Annotated in this window: 17 protein-coding genes; 14 read left to right on the top strand and 3 right to left on the bottom strand. The window is 65.6% G+C overall.

Annotated features, from left to right (window positions below):
• Positions 1-41 precede the first annotated feature (41 nt).
• The 9 genes from rseP to O4H32_RS10305 all read left to right on the top strand — a co-directional run bounded on the left by rseP (position 42) and on the right by O4H32_RS10305 (position 9474).
• Positions 42-1379, top strand: a complete 1338-nt coding sequence (gene rseP, locus O4H32_RS10345) for an RIP metalloprotease RseP (protein WP_269358884.1) — start codon at positions 42-44, stop codon at positions 1377-1379.
• A 67-nt stretch (positions 1380-1446) separates the two neighbouring features.
• Positions 1447-3810: an outer membrane protein assembly factor BamA gene (gene bamA, locus O4H32_RS10340; protein WP_269358882.1), complete on the top strand. Its 2364-nt coding sequence runs from the start codon at positions 1447-1449 to the stop codon at positions 3808-3810.
• A 66-nt stretch (positions 3811-3876) separates the two neighbouring features.
• Positions 3877-4428 carry an OmpH/Skp family outer membrane protein gene (locus O4H32_RS10335; protein WP_269358880.1) on the top strand — a complete coding sequence of 184 codons (552 nt, stop codon included), beginning with the start codon at positions 3877-3879 and terminating at the stop codon, positions 4426-4428.
• A gap of 6 nt (positions 4429-4434) precedes the next feature.
• Positions 4435-5580 carry a UDP-3-O-(3-hydroxymyristoyl)glucosamine N-acyltransferase gene (gene lpxD, locus O4H32_RS10330; protein ID WP_269358879.1) on the top strand — a complete coding sequence of 382 codons (1146 nt, stop codon included), beginning with the start codon at positions 4435-4437 and terminating at the stop codon, positions 5578-5580.
• Complete coding sequence (gene fabZ / locus O4H32_RS10325) at positions 5580-6032, top strand: 3-hydroxyacyl-ACP dehydratase FabZ (RefSeq protein ID WP_269358877.1); 453 nt, start codon at positions 5580-5582, stop codon at positions 6030-6032. Before lpxD ends, fabZ begins: the two co-directional genes overlap by 1 nt.
• Positions 6029-6829, top strand: a complete 801-nt coding sequence (gene lpxA, locus O4H32_RS10320) for an acyl-ACP--UDP-N-acetylglucosamine O-acyltransferase (RefSeq protein WP_269358875.1) — start codon at positions 6029-6031, stop codon at positions 6827-6829. The genes fabZ and lpxA overlap by 4 nt, the downstream gene beginning before the upstream one ends.
• The gene (lpxB, locus tag O4H32_RS10315; protein WP_269358872.1) at positions 6826-8049 is read left to right on the top strand and encodes a lipid-A-disaccharide synthase; all 1224 of its coding nucleotides are present in this window, start codon (positions 6826-6828) and stop codon (positions 8047-8049) included. Before lpxA ends, lpxB begins: the two co-directional genes overlap by 4 nt.
• Positions 8036-8653, top strand: coding sequence for a ribonuclease HII (gene rnhB, locus O4H32_RS10310; protein ID WP_269358870.1), 618 nt, complete (start codon positions 8036-8038; stop codon positions 8651-8653). Before lpxB ends, rnhB begins: the two co-directional genes overlap by 14 nt.
• Positions 8654-8667: 14 nt before the next feature.
• Entirely contained in the window at positions 8668-9474 is an 807-nt protein-coding gene (locus tag O4H32_RS10305) for a TrmH family RNA methyltransferase (protein ID WP_269358938.1), read from the top strand.
• Between the two features lie 50 nt (positions 9475-9524).
• Here O4H32_RS10305 and ppsR read toward each other — a convergent pair whose 3' ends face one another.
• Entirely contained in the window at positions 9525-10358 is an 834-nt protein-coding gene (ppsR, locus tag O4H32_RS10300; RefSeq protein ID WP_269358868.1) for a posphoenolpyruvate synthetase regulatory kinase/phosphorylase PpsR, read from the bottom strand.
• Positions 10359-10578: 220 nt separating this feature from the next.
• Between ppsR and ppsA the strand changes: the two genes are divergently transcribed.
• Both ppsA and O4H32_RS10290 read left to right on the top strand, forming a co-directional pair.
• Positions 10579-12957 (top strand): phosphoenolpyruvate synthase, encoded by a 2379-nt coding sequence (ppsA, locus tag O4H32_RS10295; protein ID WP_269358866.1) that lies wholly within the window; start codon positions 10579-10581, stop codon positions 12955-12957.
• A 10-nt stretch (positions 12958-12967) separates the two neighbouring features.
• The gene (locus O4H32_RS10290) at positions 12968-13648 is read left to right on the top strand and encodes a methylated-DNA--[protein]-cysteine S-methyltransferase (RefSeq protein WP_269358864.1); all 681 of its coding nucleotides are present in this window, start codon (positions 12968-12970) and stop codon (positions 13646-13648) included.
• A 33-nt stretch (positions 13649-13681) separates the two neighbouring features.
• On the opposite strand, the gene O4H32_RS10285 is transcribed toward O4H32_RS10290, so the two are convergent.
• Positions 13682-15037, bottom strand: coding sequence for a sugar porter family MFS transporter (locus tag O4H32_RS10285; RefSeq protein ID WP_269358862.1), 1356 nt, complete (start codon positions 15035-15037; stop codon positions 13682-13684).
• A 236-nt stretch (positions 15038-15273) separates the two neighbouring features.
• Between O4H32_RS10285 and O4H32_RS10280 the strand changes: the two genes are divergently transcribed.
• From O4H32_RS10280 to O4H32_RS10270, 3 genes are read left to right on the top strand one after another with little or no spacing between them, the layout of a single operon-like run.
• Positions 15274-16608, top strand: coding sequence for a DegT/DnrJ/EryC1/StrS family aminotransferase (locus tag O4H32_RS10280; protein WP_269358860.1), 1335 nt, complete (start codon positions 15274-15276; stop codon positions 16606-16608).
• Positions 16605-18305 (top strand): sugar porter family MFS transporter, encoded by a 1701-nt coding sequence (locus O4H32_RS10275; RefSeq protein WP_269358858.1) that lies wholly within the window; start codon positions 16605-16607, stop codon positions 18303-18305. The genes O4H32_RS10280 and O4H32_RS10275 overlap by 4 nt, the downstream gene beginning before the upstream one ends.
• Positions 18298-19917 carry a GMC family oxidoreductase gene (locus tag O4H32_RS10270; protein ID WP_269358856.1) on the top strand — a complete coding sequence of 540 codons (1620 nt, stop codon included), beginning with the start codon at positions 18298-18300 and terminating at the stop codon, positions 19915-19917. The genes O4H32_RS10275 and O4H32_RS10270 overlap by 8 nt, the downstream gene beginning before the upstream one ends.
• A gap of 45 nt (positions 19918-19962) precedes the next feature.
• Here O4H32_RS10270 and O4H32_RS10265 read toward each other — a convergent pair whose 3' ends face one another.
• Positions 19963-20577, bottom strand: a complete 615-nt coding sequence (locus O4H32_RS10265) for an isochorismatase family protein (protein WP_269358854.1) — start codon at positions 20575-20577, stop codon at positions 19963-19965.
• Positions 20578-20759: the final 182 nt, after the last annotated feature.

Genomic DNA, 20759 nt, shown 5'->3' with positions numbered 1-20759 from the left:
CCCTCCAGTCCTGCAGACCCGACCGACTTTTCGTTTTCCCCATGCTTCTGACTTTGTTCGCCTTCATCCTCGCCTTAGGTCTGCTCGTGACTTTCCACGAGTTGGGCCATTATTGGGTGGCGCGGCGCGCGGGCGTGCCCATTGTGCGTTTCTCGGTCGGTTTCGGTCCGGTGCTGCTGCGCCGCCACGACCGGCACGGTACCGAGTGGGCGTTGTCGGCCATTCCCTTGGGCGGCTATGTGAAGATGCTCGACGAGGCGCCGCCGGGGGCCGACGAGGCCACGCGCCGCGTCGTGTTCAATGCCCAGCCGCTGATCCGGCGCGTGGCGGTGGTGACGGCCGGTCCCGCAGCCAACCTGGCGCTGGCCGCCCTGATCTACGCATTCCTGAGCCTGTGGGGCACGCAGGAGCCTGCCGCCGTGCTGGCGGCGCCGCCGGTCGGCACTCCGGCCGCCCAGTCGGGCGTGCGCGAAGGCGATATGCTGACGGCGGTGGCTGGCGAACCGGTGGCTTCCTGGACCCAGGCCAGATGGCGGCTGGCCGAGCCCCTGTCCCTGGGCGGCGACGTGATCCTGACGCTGCGATCCCCCGATGGCACGGTCCGCACGGACACGCTGCGGCTCGCCCCGCAGGCCGTGACGCCGGACGGTCCCGACCCGCTCCTGGGCGCCGGCCTTTCATTGCGGGCGCCTTACCCGGTGGTGGGCGAACTTGTCCCGGGCGGGGCCGCGGAACGGGCCGGCCTGCGCGTCGGCGACCGGATTCTGGTGGTCGGCGGCCTGGAGGATCCCTCCGTCGAGGCCTTCGTTGAAACCGTCGAGTCGCACGCCGGACAACCGCTGGCCCTGGTGGTGCTGCGCCAGGCAGACCGGCTTTCGCTGTCCGTGACGCCCAGGCCCGAAGCCGTGAAGAATGGTCTCGAGGTCGGGCGCATCGGCGCCCTGATCCAGGCGGAGCGACCCCAGGTGCTGGTGCGCCTGGGCCCCCTGGACAGTCTGTGGCAGGGCGTGCGGCGCACGGCCGACATGAGCCTGTTCACGCTGCGCATGATGGGCAGGATGGTCGCGGGCGAGGCGTCCTGGAAAAACGTCACCGGCCCGGTCACGATCGCGGAATACGCCGGCCGCACCGCGCGCATCGGTCTGGAGTCCTATCTGGGCTTCCTGGCGCTCATCAGCATCAGCATCGGCGTGCTGAACCTGTTGCCCATTCCGATGCTGGACGGCGGCCATCTGCTTTTCTACCTGATCGAGGCGTTGCGTGGCGGCCGGCCGCTGCCCGAACGGGCCCGCGAGCTGGGCCAAAGGCTGGGTCTGGGCATCGTTCTGGGCCTCATGGTTCTGGCCCTGTTCAACGATTTTGCGCGGCTTTTCAGGTGATGAGGTTGTGACTTACAATCGCGCATCGCTCAAGCGTGTTCCTCCACGGCCAAATAGGATTGCCAGGATGTCGTCTCCCCGGAAATTTCGTCTGATCAAGCGCGCCATTCCCCTGGTGCTGGCGGCCCTCCTGGCCCCCGCCGTCGCGGCCGCCTTCACCCCTTTCGTGGTGAAGGACATTCAGGTCAAGGGGATTGAACGCGTCGATCCGGGCACGATCTTCACCTATCTGCCGGTCAAAGTCGGCCAGACCTTCACCCAGGAAGAGGCCTCGGTCGCCATCCAGAAACTCTATGGCACAGGTTTTTTCAACGACGTCAAGATCGACGCGCAGGGCGACGTGCTGGTCGTCACCGTTGAAGAGCGGCCCACGATCGCCTCGATCAATTTCAACGGCATGCGTGAATTCGACGCCAAGGCCCTGACGAAATCCCTGTCCCAGGTCGGCTTCGGCCAGGGCCGGATCTTCGATCAGGCCATGCTGGACCGCGCCGTCTTCGAACTCAAGCAGCAATACCTGTCCAAGGGCAAGTACGGCGTCCAGATCAGCCCCGTCATCACGCCGCTGGAGCGCAATCGGGTGGGGGTCAGCTTCGACATCTTCGAAGGCGACGTCGCCACCATCGACAAGATCGAATTCATCGGCAACGAAGCCTTTTCCGCCGGGACGCTCGAAGACCAGATGGAACTGACCACCGGCGGTTTCATGACCTGGTACACGGGCACCAACAAGTATTCGCGCGAAAAGCTCGAAGGCGATATGGAGCGTATCCGCTCGTACTATCTGGACCGCGGCTACCTGGAATTTTCCATGGAACCGCCCCAGGTATCGATCTCGCCCGACCGCAAGGCCATCTACATCACCATGACCCTGCACGAAGGCGAGCCCTACAAACTGGGCGAGGTCGGCCTGGCTGGCGATCTGCTCGGTCTGGACGACAAGCTTCAGCCGCTGGTGACCATCAAGGAAGGCGAGACTTTCTCGGCCGAAAAGACCAATGCCGTGGCGAAGTCCATCACCGACTATCTGGGCTCGCTGGGCTACGCCTTCGCCAATGTCAACCCCAGTCCTGTGCTGGATCGCGAAAATCACGTCGCCAAGCTGAACTTCTACGTCGATCCGGGCCGCCGCGTTTACGTGCGCCGCATCAACGTCGGTGGCAACACCCGCACCCGTGACGAGGTCGTGCGCCGCGAAATGCGCCAGCAGGAAGCCGCCTGGTACGACTCTTCCAGCATCAAGACCTCCAAGGAACGCATCGACCGGCTGGGCTATTTCACCGATGTGGACGTCAAGACCGATCCCGTGCCGGGCTCGCCCGACCAGGTGGACGTCAATGTCGATGTCAAGGAAAAACCCACCGGCATGATCAGCCTGGGCGTGGGCTACGGCACCACGGACAAGCTGATGCTGTCGGCCGGCATCAGTCAGGACAACGTGTTCGGCAGCGGCAATTCCCTGTCCCTGAACGTCAATACCAGCAAGACCAACCGCGCGGCGGTGATCTCCCACACCAATCCTTATTGGACCCAGGACGGCATCAGCAAGACCACGTCCCTGTACTACCGGCGCACCACGCCTTACGACGTGGCCGACAGCGGTTCGACCGGGTGGTACACGGTCGAATCCATGGGCCTGGGCTTGAATTTCGGCGTCCCGATTTCGGAAGTGGACCGCATCTTCGCCGGCGTGACCTTCGAACGCAACGCGCTGAAGGACATCCGCCGCACCGGCACCAATCCGGCGCCCCTGGCCTACCAGAAGTTCGTCGACGATTACGGCGACACCACCAATGCCGCCATCTTCAGCGTGGGCTGGGCCAAGGACACCCGGGACAGTGCGCTGGCACCCCACCGCGGCAGCTATACCCGTGTATCCGCCGACATGTCCACCATGGACCTGCGCTACTACAAGCTCAGCGGCCAGCAACAATATTATCTGCCCCTGGGCCGCGCCTTCACCCTGGCCCTGAACGGCCAGATGGACTGGGCCAAGACCTACGGCAACAGCGGCAAGGCCTTCCCTGTCATCAAGAACATGTATGCGGGCGGCATTGGATCGGTGCGCGGCTACGAAGGCGCGTCCCTGGGGCCTCGCGATACCTTGACCGACACCTACCTGGGCGGCTCCCGGCGCATCGTCGGGAACGTGCAGCTGTACCTGCCGTTCCCGGGCGCCTCGCGCGACCGTACCCTGCGCTGGTTCATCTTCTCGGATGCCGGCCAGATCTCCACGACCGACGGCTCGGGTTGTGCCAATGGCCAGTACGGGCAGGTGGCCGATCCCTGCGGCTGGAAATACTCCGCCGGTCTGGGCCTGTCCTGGGAATCGCCGCTGGGTCCGCTGCAGCTGTCCTTCGGCCGCGCCTTGAACGCCAAGGAAGGCGACCAGAAACAGGTCTTCCAGTTCCAGATCGGCACTGGTTTCTGATTCCCCGCGTTTGATGGCACAATAACCCTTTTTGTAGCTGCTTTGATCCTAGGTGGATTCCTCATCATGTTTGTTTCAGGTCTGAATGTTTCAACGTTGGCGCAACGCGCCGTGCGTAGCCACCGGGCGCTGGCCCTGGCGGCGGCCGTGGGCCTGGGGGCGCTTTTCGTCGCGCCATCCTACGCTCAGGGTACGAAGATCGGTTTCGTCAGTACGGAACGCATTCTGCGCGACTCCAAGCCCGCCAAGGCGGCTCAGGCCAAGATCGAAGCCGAATTCAAGAAGCGCGATCAGGAACTGCAGCGCCTGTCCGACAATCTGCGCGCGGAAGCCCAGAAGCTCGACAAGGACGCTCCGGTGCTGTCCGAGGCCGACCGCGTCAAGCGCCAGCGCAAGCTCCAGGACATGGATTCCGACTTGCAGCGCAAGCGCCGCGAATTCCAGGAAGATTTCAACCGTCGCCGCAACGAGGAATTTTCCGCCATCGTGGAAAAGGCCGACGCCGCGATCAAGAAAATCGCCGAACAGCAGAACTACGACCTGATCATCCAGGACGCTGTCACGGTCAGCCCCCGCGTGGACATCACCGACCAGGTCATCGGCGCGCTGGGCGGCTGATTTCCCATGCCTGTGCTGCTCGCGCCCGATCGGGCACCCGCGCTGACCGAACTGTTGCGGGTCGCCGATACGGTCGGATTGGGATGCGGCATCACAGGGGCGCCGGGTGCCGATGCGCTGAAAATCGCGGGCATCGGATCCCTGGGCTCGGCAGGCCGGAGCGAAATCAGTTTTCTCTCCAATCCACGCCTGCAGTCCCAGCTGGATGATTGCGGCGCGGCCGCCGTCATCCTGCGCCAACAGGATTGGGACGACTATCGCTCCCGTCACGGCGATCAGCCGTCCTGGGCGGCGGTGCTGTGTCCACAGCCCTACCTGATGTACGCGCTGCTGGCCCAGTGGTTTGATCGCCACCGCCAGGCCGGCCTGCCCCAGGGTATCCATCCCAGCGCCGTCATCGCCGACGATGCCGTGCTGGCCGATGGCGTGCACATCGGTCCACTGACCGTGATCGAATCGGGTGTGCGCATCGGCTCGGGCGTGCGCATCGGCGCGGGCTGCGTCGTCGGCGCGGATAGTTCCATCGGTGCGGACAGCCTGTTGCATGCCCATGTGACGCTCTATCACGGTGTGCAGGTGGGCGCGCGTGCCATCCTCCACTCAGGCGTTGTGTTGGGGGCCGACGGCTTCGGGTTCGCGCCTGATCCGCGCACGCCCGGCGCCTGGGCCAAGATCGCCCAACTGGGTGGCGTACGCATCGGCGACGACGTGGAAATCGGCGCCAATACCACCGTCGACCGGGGCGCGGTCGAGGACACGGTGCTGGGCAACGGCGTGAAACTCGATAACCAGATCATGATCGGTCACAATTGCCGGATCGGTGACCACACCGCGATGGCCGCCTGCGTGGGGGTGGCCGGTTCCACCACCATGGGCCGGCGTTGCGTGATCGGCGGTGCGGCGATGTTCGGCGGGCACCTGACGCTGGGCGACGACGTGCACATCTCGGGTGGCACCGCAGTCACCTCGGACATTCTCAAGGCCGGGCGCTACACCGGAGTATTCCCCGTGGCCGAGCACGGCGCCTGGCAACATAATGCGGCCGTGATCGGTCAGCTCGCGCAATTGCGCAAGCGGCTGCGCGCCGCGGAAAGACAAGGCATCGCCGAAACATCCGGCCAGCCGACGACCCCCAAGCAGGACACACAATAATGGAACTCGATATCAAAGACATCATGGAACGGCTGCCGCACCGGCAGCCGATGCTGCTCGTGGACCGCGTCCTGGAAATGGACCCGGGCAAGAGCATCGTGGCCATCAAGAATGTCACCTACAACGAGCCTTTTTTCCAGGGACACTTCGCCCATCATCCGGTGATGCCCGGTGTCCTCATCATCGAGGCCCTGGCCCAGGCGGCCGCGCTGTTCTCCTTCGCCGACGCCGGCGCGCCCAATCTGGCCAGCGCCAAAGTCGCCTATTATCTGGTCGGCGTGGACGGCGCCCGCTTCCGCCGCCCCGTGGTGCCCGGCGACCAGTTGCGCATGGAAGTCTCGGCCGACAAGCTCAGCCGTTCCATCTGCAAGTACACCGCCGTGGCCAAGGTCGACGATCAGATCGCCGCCGAAGCCAAGATCATGTGCGCGGTGCGTATCCTGGAGGAATGATGGGCGCGGCGCAGATCCACCCCACGGCCCTCGTCGCGCCGGGCGCGGTGCTGGGCGAAGACGTCGTCGTCGGACCCTACAGCATCGTCGGCGAGCACGTCAGCGTCGGGGCGCGCACGCGCATTGGCCCGCATTGCGCCATCGACGGGCATACCGTCATCGGCCCGGACAACCATTTTTACCGGTATTGCTCCATCGGCGGCATTCCCCAGGACAAGAAATACGCGGGCGAGCCCACGGCGCTGGAAATCGGCGCGGGCAACACGTTCCGCGAGTTCGTGACCGTGAATACCGGCACCGCGCAGGACGTGGGCACCACGCGGCTGGGCGACGACAACTGGATCATGGCCTACGTCCACATTGCCCATGATTGCCAGTTGGGCAGCCATATCGTGATCGCCAACAGCGTGCAGCTGGCGGGCCACATCCACATCGGCGACTGGGCCATCCTGGGCGGCCTGTCGGCGGTGCACCAGTTCGTGCGCATCGGTGCGCATGCCATGATCGGCGGCACCAGTTCCGTCCGCCAGGACGTGCCACCTTACGTGATCGGCGCGGGCGACTCGTTCCGGCCGGTCGGCATCAACGCCGAAGGCCTGGGACGGCGCGGTTTCACGCCGGCCGACGTCCAGGCGCTCAAAGACGCCTACAAGATCCTCTACCGACGCCAGTTGAACGTGGAACAGGCCATCGAGGCGCTGGTTGTCCTGCAGACGGAACACCCGGCCGAGTCGCCCGCCATCCAGACGCTGATCGATTTCCTGCGCGCGTCCAGCCGGGGGATCGCCCGGCCATGACCTTCTCCGCCGCCATTGTGGCAGGAGAACCTTCCGGCGACCTGCTGGCGGCGCGCATGCTGCGCGGTCTGCGGGCGCGTGATGCCGATGTCCGCGCCATGGGCATTGGCGGGCCGGCCATGGCCCGTGAAGGGTTCGAGGCCTGGCATCCCATGGATGCACTGTCCGTATTCGGCTATGTCGACGCGCTGCGTCAGGCGCCGCGACTGATCCGCACCTGGCGCGACACCCGTCGCCGCACGCTGGGCTGGCGTCCGGACGTGTTCGTGGGGGTCGACGCGCCGGACTTCAATCTGCGCCTGGAAGAAAAACTGCGCGCCGCCGGCATCCCCACCGTGCATTTTGTCGGTCCGTCGATCTGGGCCTGGCGCTTCGAGCGCATCCATCAGATCCGTCGAGCGGTATCGCACATGCTGGTGCTGTTTCCCTTTGAAGTCGATCTCTACCGGGAACAGGGCGTGCCCGTGACTTATGTGGGGCATCCCCTGGCTGAACTCATCCCCGCACGGCCGGACCGCGCGGCCGCGCGCGCGCGGCTGGGTCTGCAAGCCGGCCGCCGGGTGCTGGCGCTGATGCCGGGCAGCCGCGAATCCGAGATTCGCCTGCTCGCCCCCCGATTCCTGCAGGCCGCCAGGATCCTGATGCGCCAGGATCCCGATCTGGAATGCGTCGTGCCGGTGGTCAACGAGCGACGTCGCACCCAGTTCGAGGCCATCCTGGCGCAATACCCGCTCCCAGGATGCCGGGTTCTGTCGGCATTGCCGGAGACGGGGCAGGCCGCCGCGCCGCCACGGGTCGACGGTCTGGATACCTCTGGATGGCCAATCGCCTGGCACGCCATGGAGGCCGCCGATGCCGTGCTGGTGGCCAGCGGCACGGCAACCCTCGAGGCCGCGCTCTTCAAGCGGCCCCTGGTGATTTCCTACGTCATCACCCCTTGGATGCGGCGCATCATGGCCTGGAAATCCGGGCAGGACGCACCGAGCCTGCCCTGGGTCGGGCTGCCGAACATTCTCGAGCGGGAGTTCGTCGTGCCGGAACTGCTCCAGGAAGCCGCCACGCCCGAGGCCCTGGCGGAGCATACCTGGGCGGCGTTGACCGACGCCGACCTGGCCGAACGCGTTGCGCGGCGTTTCACGGCACTGCACGAGACGCTGAGCCGCGATACGCCGGGCCTGGCGGCGCAGGCCATTCTGGAAACCAGCCGTGCGAACGCCTGATCTGTTCGACACTCCCGTGGCGTCCGGCCCGGTCGCCGGCGTGGACGAGGCGGGGCGCGGGCCCCTGGCGGGTCCGGTCTACGCCGCCGCCGTCGTCCTGGATCCGGACCGTCCGATCGAAGGCCTGGACGACTCCAAGAGGCTCAACCCCGAACGCCGGGATGTCCTGGCCGTTTTGATCCGCGAACGGGCGTTGGCCTGGGCCGTCGCCAGCGCCAGCGTCGAGGAGATCGAGCGTCTGAACATCCTCCAGGCGACGATGCTGGCCATGCGGCGGGCCTGCCTGGGCCTGTCCTTTGCACCGGCACTGATCCTGGTGGACGGCAACCGTCTTCCCAAGGGATTGCCGTGTTCCGCCCGGGCCGTGGTGGGGGGCGACGCCCTGGAACCCGCGATTTCCGCCGCCTCCATTCTGGCCAAGACCGCACGCGACGCGTGTTGCATGGATATGCATGCGCGCCATCCGCAATACGCCTTCGACCGCCACAAGGGCTACGGTACGGCGCTGCACCTGGCCCGGCTGGCCGAGTTCGGCCCGTGTCCAGAGCACCGGCGCGGCTTCGCCCCCGTCCGCCGCCTGCTCGAAGGGGGAGGTTCACCATGACCCTGTCGATGCCCGTGCGCCACATTGCGTCACGCGACAATCCGGATTACCGCGGCTGGCTGCGTCTGGCCCAGGGCCGGCCGGGGCGTCACGATGCCCGTGTCTTTCTTGAAGGCGAACACCTGTGTCACGCCTGGCTGGAGAGCAAGGGGCTGCCTTCGGTGCTGGTGGTCGGTGAGTCGGCATTGTCCCTGGATTGGGTCGGGCCGATCTGGGCGGCCTGCGCGCGTGGTCGCCGTGTCGTGCTGCAAGACAATCTGGCCGCCGTCCTGTCCCAGGTCGAGCATGGCCCCGCCGTGTTTTTCATCGTCGAAACGCCCGCTCCGGAGCCGCCCGCGCGCATCACGGCCGGTTGCCTGTGGCTGGACCGGGTCCAGGATCCCGGCAATCTGGGCACGCTGCTGCGCACGGCGGCTGCCGCGGGGCTGCGGCAGGCCTACTTGTCGGACGGCTGCGCCTCGGCCTGGTCGCCCAAGGCCATGCGCAGCGGCCAAGGCGCGCATTTCGCCCTGGAAATCCATGAGCATGCGGACCTGTCGGCGCTGGCGCGGCGGCTCGACATTCCGTTGGCCGCCACGACACTGGACAAGGCCGAGATCCTCTATGTCAAGGACCTGCGGCAGCCTTGCGTCTGGCTGTTCGGCAATGAGGGGCAGGGCGTGGCCGACGACCTGCTGGCGCAGGCCGATTGGCGGATCCGCATTCCGCAATCCACGGCGGTCGAGTCTCTGAATGTCGCCGCCGCGGCCGCCGTCTGCCTGTTCGAGCAGCGGCGCCAGCAACTGGTGGCCGCCGTGCGGGCGCGCACGGCCCGGCAGTAGGAACAAGATCCCGGGCGGGCTTGTTGACCTTGGGGGCCGGCGGTCAAAAATCAATAGCTCATCTTGTCCAGGCCGACCTCGTCGAGAATCTTCGTGGAGATTTCTTCGATCGAGCGGGTGGTGGTGGACAGCCAGGGAATGTTTTCCATGCGCATCAGGCGTTCGGCGTCGGCGACTTCCTGGAGGCATTGCTTCAACGAGGCGTAGGTGCTGTTGGGGCGTCGTTCGTTGCGGACCTCGGCCAGCCGTTCGGGCTGGATCGACAGGCCGAACAGCTTGCGTCGATAGGGAAGCAGGGTGGCCGGCAGGGCGCCCCGGTCGAAATCTTCCGGGATCAGCGGATAGTTGGCGGCCTTGACCGCGTACTGCATCGCCAGGTACAGGCTGGTGGGGGTCTTGCCGCAGCGCGAGACGCCCACCAGGATGACGTCGGCCTGTTCCAGACCCTGGACGTACTGGCCGTCATCGTGGGCCAGGCTGAAATTGATGGCCTCGATGCGGTTGTTGTACTGCTTGCTCAGGCCGTTGGTGTGCGACCGGCCCACCGAACGGCTGGCGTTCATGCCCAGGACGCCTTCCAGATGATGAACGAAGGAGCCGAACAGGTCCAGGAAGACGCATGGCGCGGCGCGGATGCGGTCGGCGATTTCCGGGTCCACCAGGGTGCTGAAGACCAGTGGCGGCGGGCCGCCCCCGTCGGCCTGCGCGGCGATGCGCCGCGCGGCGGCGTCGGCCTTTTCCACCGAGTCGATGAAGGGCAGGCGCACGGACTGGAAGGCGATTTCCTCGAATTGCGAGAGCACCGCGTGGCTGAAAGTCTCAGCGGTGATTCCAGTGCTGTCCGAGACGATGAACACCGGTCGTTCGATAAGGGAGTCGGTCATGGATTGTTGAACCACCACGCGTCAGAAACGGTACAATCCGCGAAGGTTACCAGTCACCCGAACCGGGATCAAGGGAACTTCGGACGAGCCAAGGGCGTATCCGGGGATTCCAAGGCTGGTTTGCCGGGCGCACGCGTTCATGCCGCGCACGCGGGGGGCATCGTCCCCCCGCGCCGCGTGCGCCGGGCAAACTCGCTTTCTCTATCTCAAAGGTGACACCATGTCGTATGTCGTATCGTTCGAGCAGCTCCGCATGACGGATGTGGACTCGGTAGGAGGCAAGAACGCTTCTCTTGGGGAAATGATCAGCCAGCTGGCCGGCGCGGGCGTGCGCGTGCCGGGCGGCTTCGCGACCACGGCCGAGGCCTTTCGCGATTTCCTGAAGTCCACGGGACTGGATGCCCGCATCAAAGCGCGACTGGACGCGCTGAACGCCGACGACGTGCGCGAGCTGGCCGCCGCCGGCGCCGAAATCCGCCAGTGGGTGATCGACACCCCGTTTCCGGCCGATTTCGAGCAGGCCATCCGCGGCGCCTTCGCCGCGCTGGATGCCGACGGCAAGGGGTCTTTCGCCGTGCGCTCGTCGGCCACCGCCGAGGACCTGCCCGACGCTTCTTTCGCGGGCCAGCAGGAGACCTACCTGAACGTGGTCGGCATCGACGACGTGCTGGAAAAGATCCGCCATGTGTTCGCTTCGCTGTACAACGACCGCGCGATTTCCTACCGCGTGCACAAGGGCTATGCGCACGCCGAGGTCGCCCTGTCGGCCGGCATCCAGCGCATGGTGCGTTCGGACAAGGGCAGCGCGGGTGTGATGTTCACGCTGGATACCGAATCCGGCTTCAAGGACGTGGTGTTCATCACCTCGTCCTACGGACTGGGCGAAACCGTCGTCCAGGGCGCCGTCAACCCCGACGAATTCTACGTTTTCAAGCCCACGCTGGCCTCCGGTCACTATCCCGTCATCAGCCGCCGCATCGGCTCCAAGCTGATCAAGATGGAATTCGACGAGCAGCGCGTCTCCGGCCATGCCGTGCGCACGGTCGAAGTCCCCGCCTCCGAACGCAATCGCTATTCCCTGACCGATGACGAGATCATCGAGCTGGCCCGCTACGCGACCATCATCGAAAAGCACTACCAGCGTCCGATGGACATCGAGTGGGGCCGCGACGGGGTGGACGGCAAGCTCTACATCCTGCAGGCCCGGCCCGAAACCGTGAAATCACAGCAGGGCCACCACGACGTCCAGGAACGCTACCGCCTGAAGGCCACCGGCGAGGTCCTGATCACCGGTCGCGCCATCGGCCAGAAGATCGGTTCCGGCACGGTGCGCGTCGTGGCCGACGCTTCCGAAATGGACAAGGTGCGGCCCGGCGACATCCTGGTGACCGACATGACCGACCCCAACTGGGAACCCGTCATGAAGATGGCCTCGGCCATCGTCACCAACCGGGGCGGGCGCACCTGTCACGCCGCCATCATTGCGCGTGAGCTGGGCATCCCGGCCGTGGTGGGTTGCGCCGACGCGACCGACGTACTGGCAAACGGCCGGGAGGTCACCGTGTCCTGCGCCGAAGGCGACGAGGGCCGCATCTACGACGGCCTGATCGAGACCGAGATCGAGGAAGTCCGCTGGGGCCAGATGCCCGACATCGGCCTGAAGATCATGATGAATGTCGGCAATCCTCAACTGGCCTTCGATTTCTCCCAGATCCCCAACGCCGGCGTCGGCCTGGCGCGCCTCGAGTTCATCATCAACAACAACATCAACGTCCATCCCAAGGCGATCCTCGACTATCCGAACGTCGACGGCGACCTGAAGAAGGCCGTGGAATCCGCCGCCCGGGGCTACGCGAGCCCGCGCGCCTTCTTCGTGGAAAAACTGGCCGAAGGCATCGCGACCATCGGCGCGGCTTTCTACCCCAAGCCCGTGATCGTGCGCCTGTCGGACTTCAAGTCCAACGAATACCGCAAACTGGTGGGCGGTTCGCGCTATGAACCCGAGGAAGAGAACCCGATGCTGGGCTTCCGGGGCGCGTCGCGCTACATTTCCGATGACTTCGCCGAATGCTTCCGCATGGAATGCGAGGCCCTGAAAAAAGTCCGTGACGAGATGGGTCTGACCAACGTCGAGATCATGGTGCCCTTCGTGCGCACGCTCAGCCAGGCGGCCCGCGTGGTCGATCTGCTGGCCTCGCACGGCCTGAAACGGGGCGAAAACGGCCTGCGCCTGATCATGATGTGCGAGGTCCCGACCAACGCCATCCTGGCCGAGGAATTCCTGCAGTATTTCGACGGCTTCTCGATCGGTTCGAACGACATGACCCAGCTCACCCTGGGGCTGGATCGGGATTCCGGCATGGAGCTCCTGGCCGCCGACTTCGACGAGCGCGATCCGGCCGTGCAGTTCATGCTGCGCCGCGCGATCCAGGCCTGCCTGAAGGCCGGCAAATACGTCGGCATCTGCGGCCAGGGCCCCAGCGACCATCCCGATCTGGCCCAGTGGCTGCGCGACGAGGGCATCCTGTCCATGTCCCTGAACCCGGACACGGTGGTCGACACCTGGCAGCGCCTGGCCGATACAAAGGTTGCCGCCTGATGCGACGGGCATGCCGTTCCATGCCCTGATTCCATCCCCTCTGGGTCCGATTCTCCTGGAGTCGGACGAGACCAGCCTGCTGGGCTTGTATTTCACGGACCAGCGGGACCTGCCCCGGGTGCCCGGCATGCGGGACGCCATGTCGGTGGTGTCCGATCCCACGGCGGGCTTGCTGGGGGGGCGGGCGATCCGCACGTTCAGGGCCGTGCGGGGACGGGCGGCGGACCGCTGCGGGACGCTTTTCCCGGACGCCGACGAGGCAGTCGTCCCGTCCCGGGATGCGCCGCGGGCGGAAACGGCGGCTCTGCATCCGCTGAGTGAGGACATGCCGGCCGGCGCCCTGGCGGTGCTGGAGCAGGCCCGCCGCGAACTGGATGAATACTGGCGCGGCGAACGCAAGGTCTTCGAGGTGCCCTTGGCGCCCCGGGGCACGGCTTTCCAGCAAACGGTGTGGGGCGCGCTGCTGACAGTGCCTTGCGGCGGGACCCTGTCCTATGGCGAACTGGCCGTGCGCGCGGGTCTGGGGGCCGGCCACGGCCGTGCGGTCGGCACGGCCGTGGGCAGCAATCCCATCAGCATCATCATCCCCTGCCATCGGATCCTGGCGCGCAACGGGACCTTGAACGGCTACGGCGGCGGACTCCATCGCAAAATCCGGCTGCTGGAGATCGAAGGCTTCACGATCCGCTGATGAGTGGCCTCCGGGGAGGATCGCCCTTGGAATTCAAGTGTCCGCCGGGCTGGCGGCATGCCGTGGATGGCCCAGTTCGCGCAGCGGCAGGCCGGCGAGCACCCGGGATTCGATGGCTTCCAGCGGCATGTGACGGGTTTCTGGCAACAGTCGGATGCCCAGCAGCAAAGATGCCAGGCAAACACCGAGAAACAGCAGCATGGCGCCCGACAGGCTCATGGCCTCGACGATGGAAAGGAAGGTCAGCGCGATCAGGGCGTTGAACAGCCAGCTGACTGCGGAAGCAAGCGCGATACCCTGTTCCCGCAACGCGCTGGGGAAGAGTTCCGACATCAGGACATAGGGCAGGGGCCCCAGGCTGACAGCGAACGCGAGGATGTAGACGCACAGGCCCGCCAGGCCAAGCCAGGGGGAGTCGCCGTGCGCGGCGATGATCACCGCCGCCAAACCGACGACCATTGCCGCCGAGCCTCCGATCCACAGCCGACGACGTCCAAGGTGGTCGACGAGCGCGACGCTGGCGAATGTCGCGATGAAGTTCGTCAGGCCCAGGCCAAAGGTGGCACCCAGTGCGGCCGCGCTGGACGAAAACCCCAGATCGCCGAAGATCCGCGGCGCATAGTACAGGATCGCGTCGATGCCGCTGAGATTCTGGAGGATGAACAGTGTGCTGCACAGCGCCAGCACGCCTGGCACGCGTCCTTGGCGCAGCAGCCCGGCGGGCGGCGTGGCGGGGAGGGGCGAATCGGGCAGGGTCCGCCATTCGCCGGCCAGGCCCAGGCGCATCGCGGAGGCGCTGGCCTGAACATGACGGCCACGCGCGGCAAGCCAGCGCGGGCTCTCGGGCAGGACGGTCAGTCCCAGGGCGGCCAGCGCGGTGGGCGCCAGGCCCGCTCCCAGCACCAGGGACCACTGGCCCGACGCGTCCAGCCATAGCGCCAGGCCATAGGAGAGCAGGATGCCGCCGGTGATTGCGAGCTGGAACAAGGCCACCATGGCGCCGCGCTGGGAGGCCCTGGCGGTTTCTGCCGCGTACATGGGGATGACCATCGAATACAGGCCGATGGTGATCCCCGCCAGTGCGCGCGCGACGGTCAGACCGGTCAGGGTCGGCGCGGTCAGCAGGAAGGCATAAGCGCAGGCGGAAGCCAGTGTGGCCACCGCCATGGTGGGCCGGCGTCCCCAACGCAGGGACAGCGGGCCCGCCATGACCGCGCCGGCAAAACACCCCGCCACCAGAATGAACACGAGGAATTGGGTTTCGAGCAGAGTCAGCGCGAACACATCGCTGAGCGTATCGAGCACGCCGGCGATCGAGGTGATGCCGTAGCCGAAGAGCACGCCTGCGCACGAGACCAGAAAGGCGATCCACAAGGTGGGATTTGGCATGGGCCCTCGGCTGGATAAAAAAACATCCGGATTTGCCATGAAGACGGCAGAATCGGACATCAGTGGGCGATTTAAGCCGTTTTCCAGGCTTTCCGGTTTCTTTACATTCTATAAAAATTATACTTAAATCAATTCCATGACGTACGAAGTGTTTCTCTGGAGCGGCGTTTGCGGCGGGATGTCATCAACCGCCTGAGTGTCGTTCGCCGTCGGACCGAGCGTCCCGGGAGCTTTTCATGGATCACATCAAAACGACCCCGCAGGGCTCCCAACGAGGCACCGGTCCGCTGGCCATTGATGGCGGCAGGCCGGTGCGCACCAGACCTTTGCCCTGGGAGCTTCCCGGCGCGCACTGGATCGGCGAAGAAGAGCTCGAACTGATTCAGCGTGTGATTCGGGCGCAAAGTCCGTTCCGCTTTTACGGCCCGGACCTTCAGCGGATGGTGGATACGTTCGAGGACGAATGGAAGGCAGCTTTCGGTCATCGGCACGCCCTGGCGGTGTCCTCGGGAACAGCGGCCCTCTCCATCGCCATGTCCGCCCTGGAAATCGGTCCGGGCGACGAAGTCATGGTGCCCGGCTATCTCTGGGTGAGTTGCGTATCGGCCATCGTCCGGGCCGGCGCCATTCCGCGGCTGGTCGACATCGATGACACCTTCTGCCTCGATCCCGACGATCTCGAACGCAAGATCGGGCCGCACACGCGTGCGGTGCTGTGCGTCCACATGAGCGGCGCGCCCGGCCGGATCGATCGTGTCGCGGCGGTGTGCCGTGCGCACGGTCTTGCATTGATCGAGGACTGCGCCCAGACAGCCGGCGCCAGCTTCCACGGCACCCCGGTCGGCCGCTTCGGCGATATCGGTATTTTCAGCTTCCAGTTGAACAAGAACATGACCGCCGGGGACGGCGGCCTGATCGTCTGCGAGGACGACACCCTGCATCGCCGCATCGTGGCGTTGCATGATCTCGGGTATCCACGCACGCCGGCCGGCCGGCTCGATACCAATGACCAGGATATCCAGCTCTGGGGCATGGGTGCGCGGCTCAGCGAGTTGTCCGGCGCCATGCTTCTGGCTCAGTTGCGCAAGTTGCCGCGCATCACCGGCGCCATGCGTTCAGCCAAATGGCGAATCCGTGCGGCACTCGAAAATACGCAAGGCCTGTCGTTTCGCAATGTGCCCGATCCGCAGGGGGACTCGGGCCCGTTCCTGCTGATGGAGCTACCCGACGAGCATCTGGCGGCCCGCTTCGTGGCCGCGCTGCGCGCCGAAGGCATCTCCGGGCCGGCGGGCAGCCTGGCATGCATCACCATGCGCGACTGGGGGCTGCACTGGTACTCGAACATTCCCAGCCTCGTTCACCGTCGCTCCAATACCCGCGATGGTTACCCATGGACCCATCCCGCCAATGCCTTTGCCCAGGCCTACGGCTATGGCGCCGGGACCTTGCCGCGTTGCGACGCGCTGCATGCGAACGGCGCCTTGCTGACGATTGCCTCCTGCCTGACGGACGAAGACGTCGATGACATCGTCGTCGCCATGCGCAAGGTCTCGGCGGCGGTGCTGCGATGATCTATTTCGTCGCGATCGTTGCCGGCCTGGCGGGCATCCTTTTCGGTTTCGACGAGGGGGTCATCGCCGGCGCCTTGGGCTTCTTGCGCGAGGCGTTCGACATTGCGCCGGGCGCGGAAGGGTTCATGACGGCCGCCGTCCCCCTGGGGGCTCTCTTTGGCGCGGTGGTGGCCGGGCGGGCCGCCGAGCGCTACGGCCGGCGAACTTCGCTGCTTGCCGCCGCCTTGATGTTCGTCGCCGGCGCCGTGATTTCCAGCCAGATCACATCCGTCTGGATGCTCAGCATCGCGAGGCTGATACTGGGGTTCGCGGTGGGCGTGGCGGCATTGGTCGCTCCCCTCTACATCGCCGAAAGCGCGCCGGCCCGACGGCGCGGCATGCTGGTTTCGATCTATCAATTGTCGGTCACCCTGGGCATACTTGGCGCCTATGTCGCGAATTATGCCCTCGGCGAGGACTGGCGCACCATGTTCCTTCTGGGAGCCGTCCCGGGCGTGGCCCTGTTCGCGGGCATGCTGTGCCTGTCCGATACGCCGCGCTGGCTGGCTGGCCGGCGCGGGGCCGCGCCGGCCCGTGCGGCGCTGGCCCGGCTGCACGGCGTGCCGCGCGACGATCCCGAGGTCGAACGCGAACTCGAACGGATCATGGCCGCCGAAGCGCTGTCCCACGGAGGGCGGGGCGCCCGATGGCGCGACCTGCTCGATCAAAACGTCCGGCCTGCGCTCGTAGTCGGCGTCGGCTTGTTCGCGCTGCAGCAGTTCAGCGGCATCAATGCGGTGATCTACTATGCGCCCACCGTTTTCCAGGAAGCGGGGTTCGATTCCCACGGTATCCAGGTCTTGGCGACCATGGGCATTGGGGTCGTCAACGTCCTGATGACCTTGGTGGGCATGGCGCTGATCGACCGCATCGGCCGACGGCCGTTGCTGTACATCGGTTTCGGCGGCGCCGCCCTGAGCTTGGGCCTGATCGCCCTGGGCGCCTGGACCCAGGCCCAATGGCTCGACGTCATCGCCGTGGGGGGGTTGGTGATCTACATCGCGGCTTTCGCCGCGAGTCTTGGCCCCTTGCCTTATGTGATGATGGCGGAGGTCTATCCGCGGCATGTCAGGGCGCTGGGCATGAGCGTGGCCACCCTGGCCAATTGGGGCCTCAACTTTGTCGTGGTGTTTTCATTTCCCGTCCTGGTCGCGGCCATTGGCCTGGGGGGCGTATTCGCTTTCTACGCGTTCGTCTGTATTGCCGGGCTGTTTTTCTCACGGCGCTATGTGCCCGAGACCAATGGTGTGCCGCTTGAAACCATCGAGGCCCATCTCGCCGCGGGTCGACCGTTGCGCCTGCTGCGTCCTCACCTGACGGCTCCGGCGCCCGACGCCGCGGCGGTGCAGGCCAGCTACGCATTGCCGCGCGAGCAGGCGGGCCGCCTCATTGATGTGCTGATCGCCCTGAGTCCCTACCGGGCGGATCTCCAGCACATGGCCGTGCGCATCAGCGAACTGGCCTACGACAATCACCAGGTTCGAGTGGCGTTGCACGCGGTCTGGCTGCGCGCCGGCGGTTCGATGCCAGACCGGGTGTCGTTCGGTGCCGAAGCGCGAGTGCTGAAGATGTTTCTGGAGCACGTGCGGTATGCCTCGCCGGCTTTCCTGGCGTCGGTTGGCACAGATGCGAATGCAAAGGACAACCGCCATGGCTGAGTTCGACTGCGAAGTATGTATCGTCGGCACCGGTGCGGGCGGCGGAATGCTCGCGCATGCGCTGGTGACCGCGGGCATCGATGTGATTTCCCTCGAACAGGGTCCGGCGTTGCCCGACGATCAGTTCACCCGCGTGACCCCGCCGGACGGCGGCGATACGCTGGGCATCGGCCCGGACACCGTCTGGCCCAGCGATCCTCACGACAGCCTGTTCGTCCACCCGCTGTTCGCTGATGGCCGGACGGGATCCACCGCGCGGCGGCCCGGCGAGTTCCAGCATTTCCAGATTCTCGCGCTCAATGGCCTGCAGAATCTCTGGAATGGCGTCAGTGTGCGCTTCTCACCCCGGGATCTGGCCGGTTGGCCCATCAGTTACGACGCGCTCGAACCACATTACGACGCGGTCGAAACGCTGATCACGGTCTGCGGGACCCGCGAGGGTATCCCGGAGTTGCCCGATGGGCGCTATGTGCCCCCCAAGCCTTTGCGACCCGCCGATCGGATCATCGTCGATGCCGTCAAATCCCTGGGCGAGCCGCACTCGCACGCCATTCCAAACCGCAAGGCGATCAACACGCGCGAAGGCACGCCGCACAGCTGTATTTCCACGGGCATCTGCACCTCAGGCTGCCCGGTGGGCGCAGTCTACAAATTTTCCACGCGCTTGTTGCCGGCCATTGCACGGCGCTCCAATTATCGGCTGATCACCAACGCCAAGGTACTGCGTCTGGAGACCGATGGCGAGGGAAAGCGCGTAACCGGCGTGGAATACCTGGACACCGCCAACGGCGAGCGCCGCCGGATCCGGGCCCGTTATGTCGTGCTGGCGGCCGGGGCCATTGAAACACCGCGCATCCTGTTCAATTCAGCCGACGAGCGGCGGCCTCAAGGACTGGCAAACCATGAGGATCAATTGGGCAGGCGCCTGCAGGACAACCCGAAAGTCGTGCTGTCGACTTCACTGTACAAGCTCTGGGGCAAGCATCGCGATTACGATATCGGCTACGGCGATCTGCTGATCCTGATGTCGCGCGGCCGGTTGCGAGACGGCTCGGAATTCCCGTTCATTGGCCATGCCATCCATGGCATTCCCGCCACGCCGCATTATCTCCAATGGATGCGGCATCTGGGGCCCGGTTTGAAGGACAGGTTGTCGCGTCTGATGTTCCACAGTTATCTGACGCTCGGCCTGTTCTGCGCGGGCGAGCCCCTCGCCGGCAATCGCGTCAGGCCCGGCATGTCCCGCGATGTCTGGGGCGTTCCCCAGGTCGAGATCGACTTCGAGGTCCCGGCGCGCGCGCATCAGCAGATGGATGCCATGATGGCATGGGGGCGCAAGGTGCTGCGCCGCGCTTCCGCGACGCTCTGCCACACGACGCGTGACAACAGCGGGACCGGCATTCATTATGCCGGCACCACCGCCATGGCCGACAGCGCGCGCGATGGCGTGGTCGATGGCGATCTGAAGGCCCATGGATTGGAGAACCTGTATGTTTGCGACGGTGGCGTGGTGCCGGTCCTGCCCGACAAACATCTGACACTGACCATCATGGCGCTGGCGCATCGGCTCGGCGGGCATCTGGCCGGGCGCCTGCGTCGGGACGCCGGCTGACGCGAGGGTTTCGGGCTCTCCTTGTTGGCGGGCGGGGGCTGGCGTTCAGCGCCCGCGGCTCGACAGGAAGATATTGTCCTTTTCCAGCGGCTGGCCCGCACGGATGGCTTCGATCCATTGGGCCGTCGTGGCCACTGCCGCGAAATTCGAATGGAACACGGTGCAGAACACACGGTGGATTTCCTCGCCGTTCGCCTCGCCCGCCGCGTTCCGGTAGGCGAGAGAGCCGCTGGCGTCGGACAGGAACTCCGCACCGAGCTCCCAGTGCCGGGCGTCGAAGATCGTCGCCGCATCGCAATTGTGCGTCATGTAGCCGACGACCGTCACAGTATCGATATCGCGCGCGGCCAGCCAGTCGGCCAGATCGGTCCCCATGAAGGCGCTGGCGCGAGTCTTGTGGACTGTGTGGTCCACGGGGTGACCGGCAAGGGCCGGATGAGGTTGCCGCCCCTCCGAGTCCGCCGCGAACAGGGGGGCGCCCGAGGGGCTGTGTTGCAACACGCGAACGACCGGAATGCCGGATTCCCGGGCGGCTTCCATGGCCAGGCCGATGTTGCGCAGCGAGTCTTCCGCAGGCGGGTAGGTGATGGGCAGATTACCGGTGAAATATTCGTTCTGGACGTCGATGACGAGCAGGGCGCGGCGAGGATTGGCAGACATGGGAAACTCCAAAAGGGTAGAGAGGAAGCGTCCCGTTTCCGGGCCGATGCGCCATTGTGGCGGAGGCTGAAGCAGGCCGGCATTGGCCTGGGACACATGATTCGATAAAATTGGGCCATCATGTGCGATTCTGATTCAGCCACTCCTGCTGCGAAACCGCTCGATGCGGACGGCGCCGGCGC

It is taken from the genome of Castellaniella denitrificans (assembly GCF_027214045.1).
In the GTDB taxonomy this organism is placed as follows: Bacteria; Pseudomonadota; Gammaproteobacteria; order Burkholderiales; family Burkholderiaceae_B; genus Castellaniella; species Castellaniella denitrificans_A.
This window is presented reverse-complemented; position numbering and strand designations above follow the sequence as displayed.